17 protein-coding genes are annotated in these 19,027 nt (G+C 70.3%); 6 read left to right on the top strand and 11 right to left on the bottom strand.

What is annotated here, in order from left to right:
• Positions 1-68: 68 nt before the first annotated feature.
• Positions 69-2,630, top strand: a complete 2,562-nt coding sequence (locus EV668_RS04605; protein WP_133768646.1) for a DUF3772 domain-containing protein — start codon at positions 69-71, stop codon at positions 2,628-2,630.
• A gap of 49 nt (positions 2,631-2,679) precedes the next feature.
• Here EV668_RS04605 and EV668_RS04600 read toward each other — a convergent pair whose 3' ends face one another.
• From EV668_RS04600 to EV668_RS04580, 5 genes are read right to left on the bottom strand one after another with little or no spacing between them, the layout of a single operon-like run.
• On the bottom strand, positions 2,680-2,970 hold the full coding sequence (locus EV668_RS04600; RefSeq protein ID WP_133768645.1) for a 4a-hydroxytetrahydrobiopterin dehydratase: 291 nt from the start codon (positions 2,968-2,970) through the stop codon (positions 2,680-2,682).
• Positions 2,967-3,479, bottom strand: coding sequence for a 2-amino-4-hydroxy-6-hydroxymethyldihydropteridine diphosphokinase (gene folK, locus EV668_RS04595; protein ID WP_133768644.1), 513 nt, complete (start codon positions 3,477-3,479; stop codon positions 2,967-2,969). The genes EV668_RS04600 and folK overlap by 4 nt, the downstream gene beginning before the upstream one ends.
• Entirely contained in the window at positions 3,472-3,837 is a 366-nt protein-coding gene (gene folB, locus EV668_RS04590) for a dihydroneopterin aldolase (RefSeq protein WP_133768643.1), read from the bottom strand. Before folB ends, folK begins: the two co-directional genes overlap by 8 nt.
• A complete protein-coding gene (gene folP, locus EV668_RS04585) occupies positions 3,834-4,685 on the bottom strand; it encodes a dihydropteroate synthase (protein WP_208111514.1) in 852 nt (283 codons plus the stop codon). Before folP ends, folB begins: the two co-directional genes overlap by 4 nt.
• Before the next feature lie 41 nt (positions 4,686-4,726).
• Positions 4,727-5,887 (bottom strand): DUF3095 domain-containing protein, encoded by a 1,161-nt coding sequence (locus EV668_RS04580; RefSeq protein WP_245512840.1) that lies wholly within the window; start codon positions 5,885-5,887, stop codon positions 4,727-4,729.
• A gap of 108 nt (positions 5,888-5,995) precedes the next feature.
• Here EV668_RS04580 and EV668_RS04575 point away from each other — a divergent pair, with 108 nt between their 5' ends.
• Both EV668_RS04575 and EV668_RS04570 read left to right on the top strand, forming a co-directional pair.
• Positions 5,996-6,766, top strand: a complete 771-nt coding sequence (locus tag EV668_RS04575) for a motility protein A (RefSeq protein WP_133768640.1) — start codon at positions 5,996-5,998, stop codon at positions 6,764-6,766.
• 10 nt (positions 6,767-6,776) lie between these two features.
• Positions 6,777-7,610 carry an OmpA/MotB family protein gene (locus tag EV668_RS04570; RefSeq protein WP_133768639.1) on the top strand — a complete coding sequence of 278 codons (834 nt, stop codon included), beginning with the start codon at positions 6,777-6,779 and terminating at the stop codon, positions 7,608-7,610.
• Between the two features lie 22 nt (positions 7,611-7,632).
• Here the strand turns inward: EV668_RS04570 and EV668_RS04565 are convergent, their stop codons facing one another.
• The 4 genes from EV668_RS04565 to EV668_RS04550 all read right to left on the bottom strand — a co-directional run bounded on the left by EV668_RS04565 (position 7,633) and on the right by EV668_RS04550 (position 14,159).
• On the bottom strand, positions 7,633-11,001 hold the full coding sequence (locus EV668_RS04565) for an error-prone DNA polymerase (protein ID WP_133768638.1): 3,369 nt from the start codon (positions 10,999-11,001) through the stop codon (positions 7,633-7,635).
• Positions 10,998-12,746, bottom strand: coding sequence for a Y-family DNA polymerase (locus EV668_RS04560; RefSeq protein ID WP_133768637.1), 1,749 nt, complete (start codon positions 12,744-12,746; stop codon positions 10,998-11,000). The genes EV668_RS04565 and EV668_RS04560 overlap by 4 nt, the downstream gene beginning before the upstream one ends.
• Positions 12,637-13,416, bottom strand: coding sequence for an ImuA family protein (locus EV668_RS25190; RefSeq protein ID WP_133768636.1), 780 nt, complete (start codon positions 13,414-13,416; stop codon positions 12,637-12,639). The genes EV668_RS04560 and EV668_RS25190 overlap by 110 nt, the downstream gene beginning before the upstream one ends.
• Positions 13,417-13,541: 125 nt before the next feature.
• Complete coding sequence (locus tag EV668_RS04550) at positions 13,542-14,159, bottom strand: pyridoxamine 5'-phosphate oxidase family protein (protein ID WP_133768635.1); 618 nt, start codon at positions 14,157-14,159, stop codon at positions 13,542-13,544.
• A 92-nt stretch (positions 14,160-14,251) separates the two neighbouring features.
• On the opposite strand from EV668_RS04550, the gene EV668_RS04545 reads away from it, so the two are divergent.
• Complete coding sequence (locus EV668_RS04545; RefSeq protein WP_133768634.1) at positions 14,252-15,139, top strand: LysR family transcriptional regulator; 888 nt, start codon at positions 14,252-14,254, stop codon at positions 15,137-15,139.
• Positions 15,140-15,171: 32 nt separating this feature from the next.
• On the opposite strand, the gene EV668_RS04540 is transcribed toward EV668_RS04545, so the two are convergent.
• Positions 15,172-16,338, bottom strand: a complete 1,167-nt coding sequence (locus EV668_RS04540) for an MFS transporter (protein WP_166652340.1) — start codon at positions 16,336-16,338, stop codon at positions 15,172-15,174.
• 163 nt (positions 16,339-16,501) lie between these two features.
• On the opposite strand from EV668_RS04540, the gene EV668_RS04535 reads away from it, so the two are divergent.
• Positions 16,502-17,281, top strand: a complete 780-nt coding sequence (locus EV668_RS04535) for a GntR family transcriptional regulator (protein ID WP_166652339.1) — start codon at positions 16,502-16,504, stop codon at positions 17,279-17,281.
• On the opposite strand, the gene EV668_RS04530 is transcribed toward EV668_RS04535, so the two are convergent.
• Positions 17,253-17,738, bottom strand: coding sequence for a DUF3592 domain-containing protein (locus EV668_RS04530; protein WP_166652338.1), 486 nt, complete (start codon positions 17,736-17,738; stop codon positions 17,253-17,255). The genes EV668_RS04535 and EV668_RS04530 overlap by 29 nt on opposite strands.
• Positions 17,739-17,910: 172 nt before the next feature.
• Between EV668_RS04530 and EV668_RS04525 the strand changes: the two genes are divergently transcribed.
• A complete protein-coding gene (locus EV668_RS04525; protein WP_133768630.1) occupies positions 17,911-18,930 on the top strand; it encodes an ABC transporter ATP-binding protein in 1,020 nt (339 codons plus the stop codon).
• Positions 18,931-19,027: the final 97 nt, after the last annotated feature.

Below are 19,027 nucleotides of genomic sequence, written 5' to 3'. Positions count from 1 at the left end.
ATCGCGTGATGGACGGGCGCTCTCGGGCGCCCGTCCCGATTCGGCGCCAGTGTCCCGGGCGGAGCCGCATGACCTTCAGACCGTTCTTCACGGGGGCTCTGACGCTCCTTCTCGTCGTTCTGGTTCTCATCGCCGGTGCGCTTCCCCTCGAAGCTCAGGCTCCCGTCGCGAACCGCCCACCCGCCGCAGCCCCGGCCGAAGCGCCCGCGGCGCCAGCAACTCCGGCCCCTGCCCCGGCGCCCGCCCCTGCGCCGCCGGAGCCGTCGCCGGAGATCAAGGAACTCCAGGCCACGCTGGACGGCATCCGAAAGGATATCGAGCGCGCCGAGAAGGACGCGGCGGATCCGGAGGCCACCAGCGACCGTCTTCAGGAACTGCGCGCCTTCGTCGATCCGCTCACGGATCGCCTGCGGCAGACGATCCTCGGCCTCGAACCGAAGCTCGATGCGGCGCGCGTTCGCCTGAACCAGCTCGGACCGAAGCCCAGCGAAGCGGAAGGCGCCGAGGTCGCCCGCGACAGGGTGGAGCGCACGGCGGAGGTCGGTCAGCTCGACGACATCCTGAAGCGGAGCCGTGCGCTTCTGGTTCAGGCCGAGCAGTTGACGGCACAGATCAGCGACCGCCGCCGCGCAACCTTCACGCGGGCGCTGTTCCAACGCAGCTACAGCATCCTCAGCCCGAGCCTGTGGGTGGCGGCCGCCAGCAGTTTCCCGCGCGACCTCGCGGCCTTGGAGATGCTCGCCCACGATGCACATTGGCGGTTCCAGTTGCGATCCTCGCCGGCGACGAACGGGCTCCTCGCCCTGGCGCTCGGCATCTGCATCGGCCTCCACATCGTCCGGCGGAAGTTCATCCCGCGCCTCATCCACCGCGACCCCGACGTCACCCGCGTCAGCGCCGGGCGCAAGATCCTCTCGGCGCTCGGGGTTCTCGCGGTCGAAACATTGCCGGCGGTGCTCGCGAGCATCGTCCTCTACCAGGCGCTCATTCTTCTCGACGTGCTGCCGATCCGGGCGGTCCCTGTCGCCTGGACGCTGCTCGCCGGCATCGCCTTCCTGGCGTTCGTGCGGGGTCTGATCGACGCGATCTTCGCTCCGAGCCGACCGGCTTGGCGGCTGGTCGAGATGCCCGATTCCGTCATCACTCCCATTTTCGCGCTCAGCGCCACCTTCGCTCTGATCGTCGTGATCGGGCGCATCGCCGATTCCGTGAACCAAGCCATCGCCGCCGGGCTGCCGCTCAGCATCGCCGTCAAAAGCATCACCGCGATCGTCGCGGCCGCTGCCCTCGCTCTTCTGCTCCACCGACTGGCTGCGGAGAATGCCCCGCCGGAGGATGCCTGCCTCGGCCCCTACATCCCGACGGGCGCGGCCGTCGCCGGCCCGATCCGGATGCTGGGCTGGCTTCTGGTGATCCTCATCATCGGCGGGACCATCGCCGGCTACGTGGCGTTCTCGAGCTTCCTTCTCGACCAGATCACCTGGATCGCCTCGCTGGCGGGGATCCTCTATCTCGCCCTCAAGGCCTGCGACCACTTCATCGGCGGCACGCTGGAGCAGGACAGTCGCATCTCGACCATCCTGCAGACCAATCTCGGCCTTCGCCGCAAGGCCCTGCAGCAGCTCGGCGTGGTGGCGAGCGGCGTGATCCGGGTGATGCTCTGGGTTTCCGCCGCGATGCTGGCCCTCGCATCCTGGGGCATCCAGTCCGACGATTTCACGTCCAGCTTCCGCCTGGCCTTCTTCGGCTTCCGGATCGGCGACGTGACGATCTCCCTCTCGACCATAATCAGCGCCTTCCTGCTGTTCGGCGCGGTGATGGGAGCGACGCGTCTCGTCCAGCGCTGGCTCTCGTCGACACTCTTGCCGACGACCGATCTCGATGCCGGCCTCCGAAACTCTCTCTCGACCGCGGCCGGCTATCTCGGCTTCTTCCTCGCCGCCGGTGCGGCCATGGCCTATCTCGGTCTTTCCCTCGAGCGGATCGCGATCGTGGCCGGAGCGCTGTCGGTCGGTATCGGGTTCGGCCTGCAATCGATCGTCAACAACTTCGTCTCGGGCCTCATCCTGCTCTGGGAACGGCCGATCCGGGTCGGCGATCTCGTGGTCGTCGGCGGGGACGAGGGGCATGTCCGCAAGATCAGCGTGCGGGCGACCGAGATCCAGACCTTCGACCGCTCGACGCTCATCGTGCCCAATTCCAGCCTCATCTCCGGCACGGTGAAGAACCGCATGCGGCAGGACACCATCAGCCGCATCGTCATCAGCATCAACGTCGCGCGCACGCAGGACCCGGTGAGGGCCGCCGAGCTTCTCGTGGAACAGGCGACGTCCAATGCCGACGTGATGAAGGAGCCGCCGCCCCGCGTCTTCTTCAAGAAGATCGGCGACACGTTCCTCGAATTCGACCTCGTCTGCTTCGTCGACGACGTGTCGAAACAGGGCCGCGTTCAGAGCGAGCTGAACTTCGCGATCCTGAAGTCGCTCGTCACCGAAGGGATCTTCCCGACACCCGGCCCGGGCGCCATGAATGTCGGCGGTCTCGAGCCTGTCCAGACGGCGCTTCAGCAGATCGCGGAGGCGATCGGCGGCAAGACTAGCCAGTCGGAAGGGGCCGCGAAGGCGAGCTGACGCTGCGGGAACGTCGCGGCCGCCGGCAGCCGGGCGCCGCCGGTTCGCCTCATCGCGGGACGTCCACGATCCTGTCGATCCGCTCCGCCAGGTCGAAGTCGCGCTGCGTCAGGCCGCCCGCCACATGCGTCCAGAGGCGGATCGTCAGCGAGCCCCAGGCGACGGTGAGTTCGGGATGATGGTCCGCCTGGTCGGCGAGATGGCCGATCGCGTTCGCGAGCAGCAGCGGACGCATGAACCCCTTCAGCGCGACAATCCGCACGATCGCCTCGCCGTCGCGGTGCCATCCGGGAAGGCGCACGAGGGCGGCCTCGATCGCGTCGTCGGTCAGGCGCGTCATGCTCTTGTCTCCCCGTCCAGTCGCCGGATGCCCGAGACGTCGCAGGCGGCCAGCGCCGCCGTGACGGCCGTCCGATCGATCACGAGTTCCGGTGCGATCTCGGCCAGCGGCACGAGGACGAAGGCGCGCTCGCGCCAATGGCGGTGGGGAAGGGTCAGGGTCTCGTCCGAGAGCGCGATCCCGGCCATGTGCACGATGTCGATATCGATCACGCGCGGCCCCCAGCGCCGCGTCTCCGTCCGCCCGATCGCGGCCTCGATCGCCTTCGCGGCGCCGAGCAGCGCCTGCGGCGCGAGCGTGGTCCGGATCGCGGCCGCGCAGTTGAGGAACGGGCCCTGGTCGGCATCGCCCCAGGGCGGCGTCTCATAGAGGCTGGAGACCGCCTCGACGACGATCCCGGGCGTCGCCCCGAGGCGCCGCACGGCCTCGCGAAGACCGGCCTCCCGGTCGCCGAGATTGGCGCCGAGCGAGAGCCAGGCTTCGCGCTCGGCCGGGCCGGGCTCAGCCACGGCGCCGCGTGATCACGACCGCGATGCCCTCCAGCAGATGCGGCACGGGGGCGCTCGGCTTGTCGACACGCACCGTGATCGCCTCGATCCGGGCGAAGGCGGCGAGCGCATCCTCGGCGATGGCCTGGGCGAGCGCCTCGATCAGGAAGAAGCGGCGCGAGCCCGCGATGGCGGCGGCGCGGCCGGCGAGTTCGGCGTAGTTCACGCTCGCGCCGATATCGTCGCGGGACGCGGCGTCCCGGAGATCGAGTTCGCAATCGAGCGAGACGTAGAAGCGCTGTCCCGTCTTCTGCTCCTCCGGCAGCACGCCGTGATGGGCGAAGACCGCGATGCGATCGACGATGATGCGATCGCTCATGCGGGCTCCCGGAGTGCCGTCGATCCGTGCATCACCGCGTCGATCACGCGGAGCGCTTCGCGATGGGGGCCGACATCGTGGACCCGCACGATCGCGGCGCCGAGGGAGGCCGCGAGGACATGGGCGGCGATCGAGGAATGAAGGCGCTCGTCCGGCCGCGTCTCGCGATCGGCAATGCGGCCGAGGATGGATTTCCGCGAGGCGCCGACGAGGACCGGGAAACCGAAGGCGCAAAGCTCCGGAAGGCGCCGCAGCGCGTCGATCTGCTGCGCGGGCGTCTTGCCGAAGCCGATGCCCGGATCGAGGATGATGTGCCCGTCCGGGATGCCGGCCCGGCGCGCGATCCCGATCGAGATGTCGAAGAAGCGCCGGAACTCGTCGATCACGTCGGCCGAGGGATCGGGCGCCTCGCGGTTGTGCATGACGACGACCGGCGCGCCGAACTCGGCGGCGACCTCGGCGATCGCGGGATCGCGCTGCAGGCCCCAGACGTCGTTGACGATCCGGGCACCGGCCGCGAGCGCCGCCCGCGCCGTCTCGGCCTTGTAGGTGTCGATCGAGACCGCCACGGCAAGGCGGGGCGCGATCGCCTCGATCACGGGGACGACACGGGCGATCTCCTGGGCTGCGGAGACCGGGGCGTGGCCCGGCCGGGTCGATTCACCGCCGATATCGACGATCGCCGCGCCCTCGGCCTCGAGCCGGAGCGCCTGCGCGATCGCATCGTCACGCCGCGCGAACCGGCCGCCGTCGGAGAAGCTGTCGGGCGTCACGTTCAGGACGCCCATGATCAGGGTGCGGCGGCCGGGTCCGGTCAGCCCCTCCGGCAGGACGGGCGGGAGAGGCATCGCGGAGCCGGCGGCTCCGGCGAGGGCTTGGGGCGACGCGATCATGACATGCTGGCCTTGAGCCGGAGCGCCGCCTGGGCATAGCCGCCCGCCGCCCCGTCGATGAAATGGATATGGTCCCGCTCGAAGGGCGAGGGCGTGATGCAGGTCACGAGCGCCGCATCCTGACGGTGGAGCCCATACAGGGCATCCCCCTGCCCGGCCGCCTCGGCGAGAAAGGCCTCGATCGCGTCGGCGACCTCGGGGGCGCAATCGATCGTCATGCGCAGACCGTCGTCATACTTCCGGTAATCCGAATTCGCGACGAGGTCGGCCATGTAGCGCGCGGGATCGAAACGTCCGACGGGGATGCGGAAAGTGAGCGACACATAGGCGAGGATGCCGCGCAGCACGAGTCCGATCCGCGTCGCCCAGCGCCCCCGTCCGGGCGGCGCCGCGATCCGGGCCTCGCTGCCGACCCAGCGCGTCGGCGCGCCGAAGCGGGGACCCTGCGCCGGCAAGGGCCGGCCCTCGTCCCGCGCCCTCCCGACAAGCGCGAGCACCCGCGCGATCGTCGCGCGATAGCGCTCCGGATCGCCGGCAGGGCGCGGGCGGACGATCAGCGACAGGATCACCCCGCGCCGCGAGGGTACGGCGTCGAAGCGGCAGGTCAGGCCATCGAGATTCGGCCGCGACCCGGCCGGCGCCTTCGGCACGGCGAAGCGCCCGGCCTTCAACTGCTCCTCGGCCCAGGCGAGGCCGCCGCCCGAGAACATCGCGTAGCTGACATGCGGGGAGGCCGCGAACCGCGCAACGCGCAGGTCGAGCCCCGCCTCGCGGATCGCGGCGACCGGCACGGCGGCGACGCGGAGGGACAAGCCGAACTCCTCCTCGACGAAGGTCGCCGTCGCGGCGAGCGCGCCGCGCGCGGCCTCCGCCCATGGCGGCGGCACGGCGAAACTCGCCCCGTCCCCGCCGAAGACGAAGGGATAGTCGCGCTGGCCGACGGCGTTCGAGACCGCGGCGATCACGGCCGCGCCGGCCATGTTCACCGTCTTGTAGCGGCCCGCCTCGATGGCGAGCGTCGAATCGACGATGTCGGCCGTGCCGACGATCCAATCGTCGGGCAGCGGCGCGTAGAGATCCGTCTCGGCGATCCGCGCGAAGCTTTCGAAGGTCGGGACCTCCGCCGGAAGAGCGGGCGCGCCGGGGTTCTGGCTCATGACCGCCTCTTTCGCCGCCATCGAGGCAGCAGGGCGGTAACCTTTACGCTTCCTTTAGCGGGTCCGCCTAGCGTGCCTCATCGCGCCCTTCCGGACTGCCCCCGACTCATGGACATCGCAACAGCCGCAGGGCTTCTGGGGGGGGTCGGCGTCGTCGTCGGCCTGATCATGATGGATGGCGGCAACTTCGCCGCCTATTTCGACAAGCACGCCGTCCTCGTCATCTTCGGCGGCGCGACCGCCGCGACGATGACGCGGTTCCCGTTCTCGGTCATCGCCCACGGCCTGCCGATGGGGATCAAGTTCGCCTTCGGCGGCCGCGCGATGCATCCCCGCGCGCTGATCGAGGAGCTAACGAAGATCGCCGACATCATGCGCAAGGGCGGCCCGATGGCTCTCGAATCGGTCGAGATCCCGGACCCGTTCCTGGCGCAAGGAATCCGTTACATCGTCGACGGTTACGACAAGGAATTCATCCGAACGACGATGGAGACGGACCGCGACATCTTCCTCCAGCATCTCGACGAGGGCTCGAAGGTGTACCGCGCCTATGGCGACTGCGCGCCGGCCTGGGGGATGATCGGCACCATCGTCGGCATGGTGACGATGTTCGCCAACATGTCGGACCCCTCGAAGCTCGGCCCCGCCATGGCGACGGCCCTCCTCGCGACGCTCTACGGGGCGGTGATCGCGAACATGTTCTGCCTGCCGATCGCCGACAAGCTGCACGTCAAGAAGGAGGAGGAGGACATCTCGCGCACGCTCATCATCGACGGGGTGCTGCTGCTGCGCGACGCGAAGAGCCCCTCGCTGATCCGCGAGATGCTGGTCGCCTACCTGCCGGAGCACACCCGGCACGAACTGGCCGAGGCGGCCTGAGGCCCGGCCGATGGCGCGCAAGAAGAAGGGCGGCGGGGACCATGGCGGTCACGGCTGGTTCGTGACCTTCGCCGATCTGATGGCGCTCCTGATGAGCTTCTTCGTCATGATCGCCGCCTATTCGACGCAGGACCAGAAGAAGCTCCAGCTCGTCGCCGGCTCGATGCGCGACGCCTTCGGCGTCTCCAAGGAGAGCCGCTATTCCGGCATCGTCGAGGTCGGCGGGCTGCCGGTCCAGGACGGCCATGTGCGCAACGCGCGCGACGTGCCGCCCGAGATGTCGACGGACCGCCCCTCCCCGCGCAGCGACCATCACGATCCGGACGGGCGCGACCTTCCCGGGCGGCCGGGAGGCACCTCGCTCGCCGCGGCCTCGCTCCGGCAGGCCCTCCAGGCGCTGCCCGACATCGCCGAACTCTCGAAGCACATCGTCTTCGAGGACACGCCGAACGGCCTCAACGTCTCGCTCGTCGATCATGACGGGCGCTCGATGTTCGGAGCGGGCTCGGCCAAGCCCTACGACCGGCTGCGGCAGATCCTCGAAGCCGTCGCGCCGACGCTGCGGCGGGGCAGCCAGCGCGTCGCCATCACCGGGCACACGGCCGCACCGCGGGCCGGACAGAAGCCCGAAGGCCCGGCCTGGGACCTCTCGGCCGCGCGGGCGACGGCGGTCCGCTCGATCCTGGCGGAGAACGGCGTGCCGGACGACCGCTTCGCCTCGATCGCCGGCAAGGCGGATACCGACCCGATGTTCCCGGACAACCCGTATATCGCGGCCAACCGGCGCGTGACGATCACGCTGCTGAAGGAGGAGCCCCCGATCCCGGCCGGGGCGAAGCCTTAGCCGGATCGCCCCGGCGGCGGCCTCAATGGAAGTCGCGGGATTTCGGCATGACCCGGGCGTTCCGGGGGTGGCCGGAAAGATTGCGCGGATGCTGGGGATGCACGAATTCGTCGGCTCGCGAGAGCGTGAGCGTCGGATCGTGGTCCTCGGACAGGCGGGCGAGGTCGCCGCTCCGGTCGAGGATGCGCCGGGCCATCAGGTGGACGATCCCTTCCGGGCTCTTCTGGACCCGCCCCTCGACCAGCATCAGCCGCGCGCTCATCACCGGGCCGCGGAAGCGTTCGAAGACCGAGGCCCACATCACGACATTGGTGATCCCCGTCTCGTCCTCGAGCGTGACGAAGATCGCCTTGCCGTTGCCCGGCCGCTGGCGGACGAGGACGATGCCCGCCGTCCGGGACCAGGAATCGTCGCCTTTCAGGGAAGTCTCCGCGGCGCTCGCGATGCCTTCGGCCCGGAAGACGGGCCGCAGGATCGCCATCGGATGGGCCTTCAGCGACAGGCGGGTGGTCTGGTAATCGGCCGCGACATGCTCGCCGAGCCGCATCGTCGGCAGCCGCACGTCGGGATCGCTCCCGAGCTCGCGCGCATCCGCCGCGGCGAAGAGCGGGAGCGGGGAATCGTCGGGCAGGCGCCGCACCGCCCAGAGGGCCGCCCGCCGATCGAGGCCGATCGAGCGGAAGGCATCCGCGTCGGCGAGGCGCCGCAGGGTGCGGGCTGACAGGCCTGCGCGCGTCCGCAGCGTCTCGACATCCGGGTAGCCCGCCCCCCGTTTCGAGGCGATGGACGGTCCCTCCTTGTCGCCGATTCCATCGACCTGCCGGAAGCCGAGCCGGAGCGCGAGCGCGCCGCCCTCCCCGCGCTCCAGAATGTTGTCCCAGGTGCTGTGATTGATGTCGATGGGGCGCACCTCGACGTCGTTCTGCTGCGCGTCGATCACGATCTGCGCCGGCGCGTAGAAGCCCATCGGCTGGGAATTGAGCAGCGCCGCCGCGAAGACGGCGGGGTAGTAGTGCTTGATCCAGGAGGAGACGTAGACGAGCTTCGCGAAGGAGGCGGCGTGGCTCTCGGGGAAGCCGTAGGAGCCGAAGCCCTTGATCTGCTCGAAGCAGCGCTGCGCGAAAGCCCGCTCGTAGCCCCGCCCCACCATCCGCTCGACCATCATCGCCTCGAAGGTGCCGATGGTGCCGACATTGCGGAAGGTCGCCATGGCGCGCCGCAACTGGTTCGCCTCCGAATCCGAAAACTCGGCGGCGACCATGGCGAGCTTCATCGCCTGTTCCTGGAAGAGCGGGACGCCCAGGGTCTTCTCGAGCACGTTTTTCAGCTCGTTCGGATCGTGCGGAGGTCCCGGCTTGGGATAGTCGACCGCGTCGATCTTCGCCCGCCGCCGCAGATAGGGATGGACCATGTCGCCCTGGATCGGGCCGGGGCGGACGATCGCGACCTGGATGACGAGATCGTAGAAGGTGCGGGGCTTCAGGCGCGGCAGCATGTTCATCTGCGCCCGGCTCTCGACCTGGAAGACGCCGAGCGACTCGCCGCGCTGGAGCATGGCGTAGACCGTATCGTCGTCCTCGCTCTTGATGTCGGCGAGCTGGATGTCGCGGCCCTCGTGCGCACGGATCAGGTCGAAGGCCTTGCGGATGCAGGTCAGCATGCCGAGGGCGAGCACGTCGACCTTCATCAGGCCGAGCTCGTCGATGTCGTCCTTGTTCCATTCGATGAAGGTGCGCTCGGGCATGGCGGCGTTGCCGATCGGCACCGTCTCGTCGAGCCGCCCGCGCGTCAGGACGAAGCCGCCGACATGCTGGGAGAGATGGCGCGGGAAGCCGAGGAGGCGCCGCGCGAGATCGAGCGCCCGGCGGAGGACCCGGTTCTGCGGATCGAGCCCCGCCTGGCGGATGCGCCGATCGTCGATCCTGTCCCAGCTCCCCCATTGCGTGGAGGAGAGGCGGGCCGTGATGTCCTCGGTGAGGCCGAGCGCCTTGCCGACCTCGCGCATCGCGCTGCGCGGGCGGTAGCAGATGGTGGTCGCGGCGATGCCGGCCTTCTCGCGCCCATAGCGACGGTAGATGTGCTGGATGATCTCCTCGCGGCGCTCGTGCTCGAAATCGACGTCGATATCGGGGGGCTCGCGCCGCTCCTCGGAGATGAAGCGCGCGAAGAGGACGTCGTTCTCGGCCGGGTCGACCGAGGTGATGCCGAGCGAGAAGCAGACGGCGGAATTGGCGGCCGAGCCGCGCCCCTGGCAGAGGATGCCCTTGTCCTCGGCGACGCGGACGATGTCGTGGATGGTGAGGAAATAGGGCGCGTAGTCGAGCTTCCGGATCAGAACGAGTTCGTCGCGCAGCAATCTCTCGACCTTGTCCGGGATTCCCCCTGGATAGCGGATCGCGGCATGGCGCCAGGTGAGGCTCTCGAGCCAGGCCTGCGGCGTCCAGCCGGGCGGGATGGGCTCGTCGGGATAGACGTATTTCAGCTCGTCCAGGGAAAAGTCGATGCGGGCCAGGAGATCCTGCGTCTCGGCGAGCGCCTCCGGGGCCGTCCGGAACAGGCGCGCCATCTCCGAAGGGGTCTTCAGGTGACGCTCGGCATTGGCTTCCAGCCGGCGCCCGGCGGTCTCGATCGTCACGCCCTCGCGGATGCAGGTGAGGATGTCCTGCAGGTCCCTCGCCTCCGGCGTGTCGTAGAGCGCGTCGTTGACGGCGAGGAGCGGGATGCCGGCTGCCCGCGCAATGGCCTTCAGGCGTTCGAGGCGGCGCAGGTCGCTCCCGCGCCGGTGCATGGCGGCCCCGAGCCAGAGCGAGCCCGGCGCGGCCTCGGCGGCCTGATCGAGGATCGTCCCGAGCCCTTCAGGCCGCGCGGGCGGCACGACGATCAGGAGGAGGCCGGTCGTGTCGGTGAGGAGATCCTCCAGCCGGAGGATGCACTCGCCCTTCTTCGCCCGGCCGTTGCCGAGGCTGAGGAGGCGGCAGAGGCGCCCCCAGGCGACCCGGTCGGTCGGATAGGCGACGATGTCGGGCGTGCCGTCGGCGAAGACGAGCCGCGTCCCGACCGCGAGCCGGAATGCCTTGGCGCGGCTTTTCAGTTCCTCCTCCGTCAGGACGAGGTCGAGAGCGGAAGACGGTTCGACGAGGGTGTATTCGCCGGGCCCCGACCCCTCGCGCACCTTTTCCGGAGGCGGCGCGCCGTCCTCGCGAAGCTGGCGCAATGCGCTATGGGCCCTCACCACCCCCGCGACGGTGTTGCGGTCGGCGATGCCGATCCCGCTCTGGCCGAGGAGGAGGGCGGCCAGCACCATGTGCTGCGGATGCGAGGCGCCGCGCAGGAAAGAGAAATTGGTCGCGGCCACGAGCTCCGCATAGGACGGGACACCGGCCGCGCTCATGCGAACAGCCCGTGCACATACCAGAGCGGGCGATCCGTCTCCCGGCCGTAGAGCCCGGCGCGGTAGAGCCAGAAGCGGCGGCCCTCGTCGTCCTCGACCCGGTAATAGTCGCGCGTCGGATCGTCGGGCGCGCGCCACCATTCGGCGGCGATGCGCTCGGGTCCCTCGGCCCGCACCACCCGATGCAGCACGCGCCGCCAGCGGAAGCGGAGCGGCGGCCCGTCCGGCAACTCCGCGATCGTCTCGATCGGCTGGGGCGGATCGAAGACCTGGAGCGGGCGTGTGGGCGGCTCGAGGGGGGCGGGCTGGAGAAATCCGGATACGGCCCCTCCCCGCTCCTTCCGGCTCGGGACCGATCGGCCCCTCCCTCCCTGCGTCATGCTGAGGAGCGTCGCGCAGCGATGCGTCTCGAAGCACGCTCGGACCTGTTGGGGCGTGTTTCGAGGCGCGGCCTCCAGACGCTCCTCAGCATGACGCAGGGAGGGAGGCCTCTGTCCCGTCAGGCTCTGAGGAGGAAAGCTCCCCGGCCGCAACTGCGAGGCGCGGACCGGATCGTGGCTGTCGGCGGCGACGAAGCGGAGGACGCGCCGGGGACCGAACCGCGCCACGAGACGGTCGACGAGATCGGAGACCTCGTCCTCCTCGACCGCCCGGCCGTCCAGCCCCGCCTGCGCCTGGGCGAGCGGCTCGACGACGGGGATGGAAAGCCTGACGAGGTCGAAGCCGAAGCCGGGATCGAGCGGGTCGGCGAGCGCGTCGAGCTTCTCGCGGAGGAGGCGCAGGATGGCCGGGGCGTCGCGCGAGGGACGGCCCGTCGAGACGGCGATGCGCCGCGCCGCCCCGTCCGTCCGGAAGACATCCGCCTCGAAGACCCGCCCACCCCGGCCCTCCGCCTCCAGCCGCGCGACGGCCTCCCGCACGAGGTCGTCCAGCACCTGCTCGACCATGGTCAGGTCGCCGATCGGCTCGGCGAGGAGCCTGTCCATCCGGTAGGGCGGCGGCGGGCGCAGGGGCGTGAGCCGGAGATCCTCGCGGCCGAGGAGCCGCCGGAGGCGGGCATTGATCTCCTCGCCGAAGCGCGACGCCAGCGCGGCCGAGGGCAGATCGGCGAGATCGCCGATGCGTTTCAGACCCGCGCGCGACAGCGCGATCCGCTCCGTCTCCGCGAGGCCGAGGGCGGCGACCGGCAGGGGGCGCAAGGCCAGCCCTTCCTCTCCCGGAGGCACGATCGCAACCCGTCCATGGCGTGCGAGGGAGCGGGCGGCCTCCGGCGTGCCCGCCAGCGCGGCCCGCACGGTGAGGCCGCCGGCGCGAAAGAGGCGCAGGACATCGTCCCGCAGGCGCTCCTCGCCGCCGAAGAGAGCCGCGCAGCCCGTCACGTCGAGGATCAGCCCGTCCGGCGGCGCGGGCGCGACGAGCGGCGTCCAGCGGTCGCAGATCTGCGCAAGCCGCACGAGGAAGGCCGCATCCTCCTCCGGCTCATGGTCGCGCACGGCGAGGTTCGGCACCCGGGCGCGCGCATCGGCGAGGGCGAGCCCCGGCGAAATCCCAAGCGCCAGCGCCTCCCGGCTCGCCGCCGCGATCCGCAGCGCGCCCTTGACGGGGGTCGCGAGGACGAGGGGAGTTGGTGCGCCCTCACCCGGCGAGGCGCCAGGGCGTTCCGTCCGCTGCCGCGACCGTTCGATCGGCAGGAAGGGGAACCACAGGGCGAGGTAGCGGCGGGGCCGCGAAGGACAGGCTGTCACGATCCCACTCCAGACGCCAATGCCGGGGCGGACATCCCGCCCGATGACGCAACAACTCGACATCGAAGGCCGGCGGACCGGGAGCACCCGCCTCGAGCGGGGTCGAGGACGCCGCCTCGACGCTCCAGCGGCTCGCGGCCGCGCTCGGCTGGGGGGCGGCGCCCCGGCGGATGAGGACGAGCGTCACCCCGGACCCCGCCGCCGCGAGACCGAGCCGCCGGCTCGCCCGGAGATCGGCGACCTTCGGCTCGCCCCAGATCTCGGCGAGGACAGCCCCGATCGCGGCGCAGCGGACGGCCTCGTGGGCGGCCCGCAGGACGCCGGTCGCGTCCCGGGGCCTGACGACGACGATCCGGTCGGGATCGCCGCCGAATTCCGCGATGCCCTCCCCGTGGAGGGCACCGGTCTCGACATCGACGAAATCCTGCCGGGCCCAGACGAGCGGCCGCCCCTCCCCGGCCCGGAGCGCGAGGCAGAGCCCGAAACCCGCCGCCGACGCGCTGACCGAGACGCGGCGGGCATAGACCTCATGCAGCGCGCCCCGCGCGAGCCCGCCGCCCAGCGGGCCGTCGATCCCCGGCTCGCCGAAGGCGAAGAGATCGGCGGGCCGGAGGGCGGAATCGGGTTCGAGCGCCGCGATGGCGCGTTTCAACGCAGACAGATCGGGCATGGCGGAAGGTCATAATGTTCCTGGTTTGTTCTTATAACGCTCCTGCCCGATGAAAGAGTCAAGGCAGCCGGAGCGGCCGGAATGCCGCCCGCCCTCCCCGAAAGCGGAAGCTCGCCCTCGCGCCCTCAGGCTGCGTCTCCCTTCAGACGCGCGAGTTCGGCCCGCAGGCTCGCATTCTCCGCCAGGAGCGGGCGGACGGCGTGCCGGACCTCGGCCTGCGTGAAGCGCGGCTCGATGAATTGCGGACAGTTCCAGTCGAAGCCCACGACGTCGATGACCATGACGGCCTCGGCTGCCGGAGCGTCGGGATGCGCGACGCGGGCGACGAGGTCCGGATCCTCCGAGGCGGGGACGAGGCGGGCATGGCCGATGAGCTTGAGGCGGCGGCGCGCCGCATAATCCATCGCGAAGAGGGCCACCCGCTCCCGCTCGATCAGGTTGCCGCGCGAGATGTACTGGCGGTTGCCGGCATAGTCGCCGAAGCCGATCCGGTTGTCGCCGAGGGCCCTGATGAAGCCCACCGGCCCGCCGCGGTGCTGGATATAGGGCCAGCCCTCCGCGGCGACGCTGGCGAGATAGACGCTGTCACGGGCGGCCAGGAACGACAATTCCCGCTCCGTCAGCGCATCGCGATCCTCCGGCGAGGCGGCTTCGCGCCTCGCATAGCTGGCTCGCGAGCCGGCTTCCGCCTGAAGCGCACGCGCCGTCTCGCCGAAGAGGTGATGGAAATAGGCCTTGGACATGGTCGGAAGATAATCGCTTCACTCGGCGCCTATAATAAGCCAAGCGTTCACTTCAGAATTCCACTTTACGGAATAATTGCGGAGCCCTGCCGATGGACCGCTTCGCGGCTTTGCAGACCTTCGTCGCCGTTGCGGATCAGGGCGGCTTCGCCGCGGCCGCACGCCATCTCGGCTCCTCCCCGCCTGCCGTGACGCGCATGATCGCCGCGCTCGAACGGCATCTCGGGGTCTCGCTGTTCCGCCGCTCGACCCGCAGCCTCGCCCTGACCGGCGAGGGCGTCGCCCTGCTCGACCGGGCGCGCGAGATCCTGGCCGAACTGCAGGAGACGGAGCGCGTCGTGATGGGCGGGCAGTCGACCCCTCAGGGCGAGTTGCACGTCACGGCCCCCGTCGTCTTCGGCCGCCTGCACGTCCTCCCTGTCCTCGCGAGCCTCCTCGCCGGATATCGGGAGATGAAGGCGCGGCTCATGCTGCTCGACCGCAACATCCGCCTCGTCGAGGAGGGGATCGACGTGGCCGTCCGGATCGGCGAGTTGCAGGACAGCAGCCTCCGGACGGTCGCCATCGGATCGGTGCGGCAGGTCATCGTCGCGAGCTCGGCCTATCTCGCCGACAGGGGCCGTCCGGCTCGGCCGCAGGATCTTGCCGGGCACGATCTCATCGCAGGCGACACCATCCGGACCGGCGCTCAATGGCGCTTCGGACCCGGGATGGACGCCATCCGGATCGCGCCGCGGCTGACCGTGACCTCGATCGACGCCCAGATCGCCGCCGCTGCGGCAGGGCTCGGGATGACGAACGTGCTGAGCTACCAGGCCGCCGAGGCCCTCGCCGCGGGCACGCTCTGCAGCGTGCTGGACGACCATGCCCCGCCCCCGGTTCCGGTCCACCTGCTGTTCCATGCCAGCCGCGCCCGGATGCCCGCCCTCCGTCTCTTCATCGACGGCATGCGCGAACGCGCCCGGGCCGGCTGGGACTGACCGCCCGCCCCCCGCCGGCAGATGACGGCCGCCTACCCCCTCGCCCGCATCCGGACGGTCGCGACGGCGATGGCGAAGGCCAGAGTGAGAAAGGCCGCCGCGGCGGCAAAGGGCGCCTGCGGCGAGACCTGATGCAGCACCGCACCGATCAGGGGGCCGATCATCAGGCCGAAGCCCTGGGCGATCATGTTGCAGCCCGCCGCCTTGCCCTGCGCTCCCGTCCCGGAGCGAAGACTGATGATCGCGAGATTGCCGGGAAAGATGCAGCCGAGCGCAGCACCGAACAGGGCGAGGACGGCCGTGATCTCGCCATAGCTCCGCGCCCAGCCGCAGAGCAGCATGGCGAGGGCGCCGAGGGCCGTGCCGACGACCAGCAGATGCTCGGGCCTGCCGAGGAAGAAGCGCATCACCAGCGTCTGCACCACGACCATCGCCAGCGCCGCCAGCATCAGCGCCCGGCCCGCCCGCGCGATCGAGGCCTCGGACGAGAAGCCGAGGACGTCCTGAAGCTGCAGCGCCAGGACCTGCTGGACGATGCTGTAGGAGGAAAATGCGACGAGGGTGATGGCCATGCAGGGCCAGATGCGCCCGATCTCGAGGCGGCCGGCCTCCGCCTCGCGCGCGTGCCGGGCGGGCTCCGGGAGCAGCAGGAGCATCGCCGCGAAGGCGAGGCCGACGAGCCCCGCGACCAACCCGAAGGCGAGCATGAAGCGATCGGCCAGTTGCCAGGCGAGCAGGGCCCCTCCGATGGCGCCGAGGCCGTAGGCGGCTCCGATCAGCCCCATCCCGCCGGCCCGCCGATCGGGCGGGGTCGTATCGGCCATGTAGGCCTGAGCCGCCGGCAGCAGGCCGGCCGTGACCAGCATCTGAGCGACGCGAGCGGCAAAGAACAACCCGAAGGCCGCGGCGACGGGAATCGCATCGTCGAGCCGCAGGCCGACCACCGCTCCGAATGCGCAGGGCCCGAGCGCGCCGCCCGCGAGGCCCGCCAGCAGAACCGGCCGGCGCCCGATCCGTTCGCTGAGATAGCCCCAGATCGGCGCCGCGACGATCAGCACGAGCGCCGAGACGCTGAGGATCGAGGCAGTCTCGATATCGGAGAAACCGAGGCGCCGTCCCATCGGCGGCAGCACGGCCAGGAGGAAGGTCTGTCCGACCACGTTGCTGAACAAAGCGAAGAAGATCGCGGCCTGCCCCATCCTCGGCGACCTGAGACGTGTGGTTGTCGGCAAAGTCTGCGGCCCTCCCATCGCGACGGCTTCATAACCCGGCCGCCGCAACAGGGAAGAGCCCGCCGACGCTTCGTTGACCGGCGGGTTCGGCGCCGCTAAGCCCCGATCCGAGCAGGACAGGATAACCTTCGTGGGCAAGGCATCTCCCGAGCGCGGCGGCTCAGGGGAGCGGACAGGGTCCGACGCCCTCCTCTACAGCCGCATCGCCAATACGATCCGCACCGAGATCGCGCTCGGCCAGTTCCCGGTCGACTCGTGGCTGCCGACCGAGGCGAAGCTGTGCGAGCGGTTCGGGGTCAGCCGGCACACCGTGCGCGAGGCGTTGCGCATCCTCGGCGATCTGGGCCTCGTCGAGCGTCGGCAGGGCGCCGGAACCCGCGTCATCGCGCGCGCTGAGCCCTCGGACTACGTGCACAGCCTGCACACGCTGTCGGAAATCTTCCAGTACACGCGCGACACGCGCCTCGAGATCGGCGACGTTTCGATCGTGGAGGTGTCGCCGCAAACCGGCGGGGACGACATTCCGGCGGCTCCGGATTCCCGCTGGCTGAAGATCACGGGCGTCCGCCGCACGACGGCGACGCGCGAGGATGTCAGCTATTCGATCGTGTTCGTGCACCTGCGCTTCGCGCCGGCCCTGCACGACATCCGCGATCAGACCGGCCCGGTCTATGCGACCATCGAAGAGCGGACCGGGGAACTCGTCATCGAGGCCCGCCAGGTGATCACGGGCGGCACGCTGCCGGCGGCGGCGGCGGACGCTCTCGGCGTCCCGCAGGGGACCGCCGGCATTCGCGTCATCCGGCGCTATCTCGACATCGGCGGCGGACCGATGCTGACCTCGATCAACTGGCACCTCGCCGACAGCTTCACCTACGCGATCACCCTGCGCCGCGACGCGGGGATTTAGCCGGTCGCGCCGTCACGGGGCTCCGAGGCGTCGTCGCGCGGCGGACCGAACGCCAGCAGGAGACGGCGAGGGCAAGGCCGAGCACAAGGCCGACGGCCGTCGTCAAGACACCCAGGACCGGGGCGAAGAGCCGCCGGACCAGGGAGGCGGGCAGGACCGCGCCGGGCTCCCGGGGATCGTAGAGGACCTCGGTCGGCGTGCCGTCGTCCGGCACCAGGAAGTCGCCCATGACCGGATAGCGCGTCTTGACGATGCCCCCGTCCTCCGTCCGGAACTCCACCACCGCCCACCGGTCACGGTTGCGGCCATGACCGGGCGCGCTGGTGCCGAGGCTCGTGCCGGTGGCACGCTTCATCGTCGCGGCGCGCCTTTCCTGTTCGACGATCTTCGCCCCTCCGACATAGAGCAGCCCCGCCGCGACGACGCTCAGCAGCACACCCAACACCATCCGATACAAGCCGATCTCCCCTCCGATCGAGGCGAACCTACCGTAGCCGTGCGCAGGCGGCGAGGACGACGCGCTGTCCGGCTCAGCGAGAGCTCTTCGAGATCGCGGTCTTTGGCTGGCCCGCCGGATGTGCCAGAAGACCGGCCCAAGGGCCGGATTCCGGCACCCGAGGGGGGTATCGTTGACCGACATCCGGCTCGTCGACGTCAAGAAGGAGTGGGACGAGGCCGTCGCCCTCCACGGCATCGATTTCGCGGTCGGTGCCGGCGAGTTCGTCGCTCTGCTCGGTCCGTCCGGCTGCGGAAAGTCGACGACGCTCCGACTGATCGCGGGGCTCGACCATCCGAGCGCCGGCCGCATCCTCATCGGCGGACGCGACGTCACCGACCTGGCGCCCTCGAAGCGGGGCATCGCGATGGTGTTCCAGAGCTACGCCCTGTTCCCGCATCTGAGCGTCGCCGAGAACATCATCTTCGGCCTGCGCGTCCGCAAGGTCGGCACCGCCGACCGCGAGGCGCGCCTCGCGCGGGCGGCCGACATGCTCGGCCTCGGAGCCCTGCTTGACCGCAAGCCCTCGCAGCTCTCGGGCGGCCAGCAGCAGCGCGTCGCCCTCGCCCGCGCGATCGTCGCGGAAGCGGGCGTCTGCCTGATGGACGAGCCGCTCTCGAACCTCGACGCCCAGCTCCGCCTCGAGATGCGGCGCGAGATCCGGGCGCTGCAGCAGCGGCTCGGCATGACCATGGTCTACGTCACGCACGACCAGTCGGAAGCGATGACGATGGCCGACCGCATCATCCTCATGCGGAGCGGCCAGATCGAGCAGAACGGCACGCCGGCCGAGCTCTACGAGACCCCCGCGACATCCTTCGCGGCGCGGTTCATCGGCAGCCCGCCGATGAACGTGATCGCCGCCGGCAGCCTCGCTGACGTCTCGTGGATCCGCCTGCCGGGCGAGGCGGACGGCCTCGCCTGCGGCATCCGGGCCGAAGCCGTGCGGATCGACGCGGAGGGCGTCCCGGCGGAGGTCATCGCGGCCGAGTATCTCGGCGCCGACACGCTGATCGAGACCCGGATCGGGCAGGATCCCGTCGTCGTGCGGGTGGCCGGACGCCGTGACGCGAAACCCGGGGAGAGGCTCGGCCTCGCCTGGTCACCCGAGGCTGCCCACTGGTTCGAGCAGGAGGGCGGACGGCGCCTGTGACGCCGTGCGAGACGAAAGTGACGGTTCGGATCGCCCAACCGTCACGGAACCGATAAGAAGACCTGAGAAAGCGCAAACGCTCGGATCGAGAGAGGGA

The organism is Enterovirga rhinocerotis, from assembly GCF_004363955.1.
In the GTDB taxonomy this organism is placed as follows: Bacteria; Pseudomonadota; Alphaproteobacteria; order Rhizobiales; family Beijerinckiaceae; genus Enterovirga; species Enterovirga rhinocerotis.
This window is presented reverse-complemented; position numbering and strand designations above follow the sequence as displayed.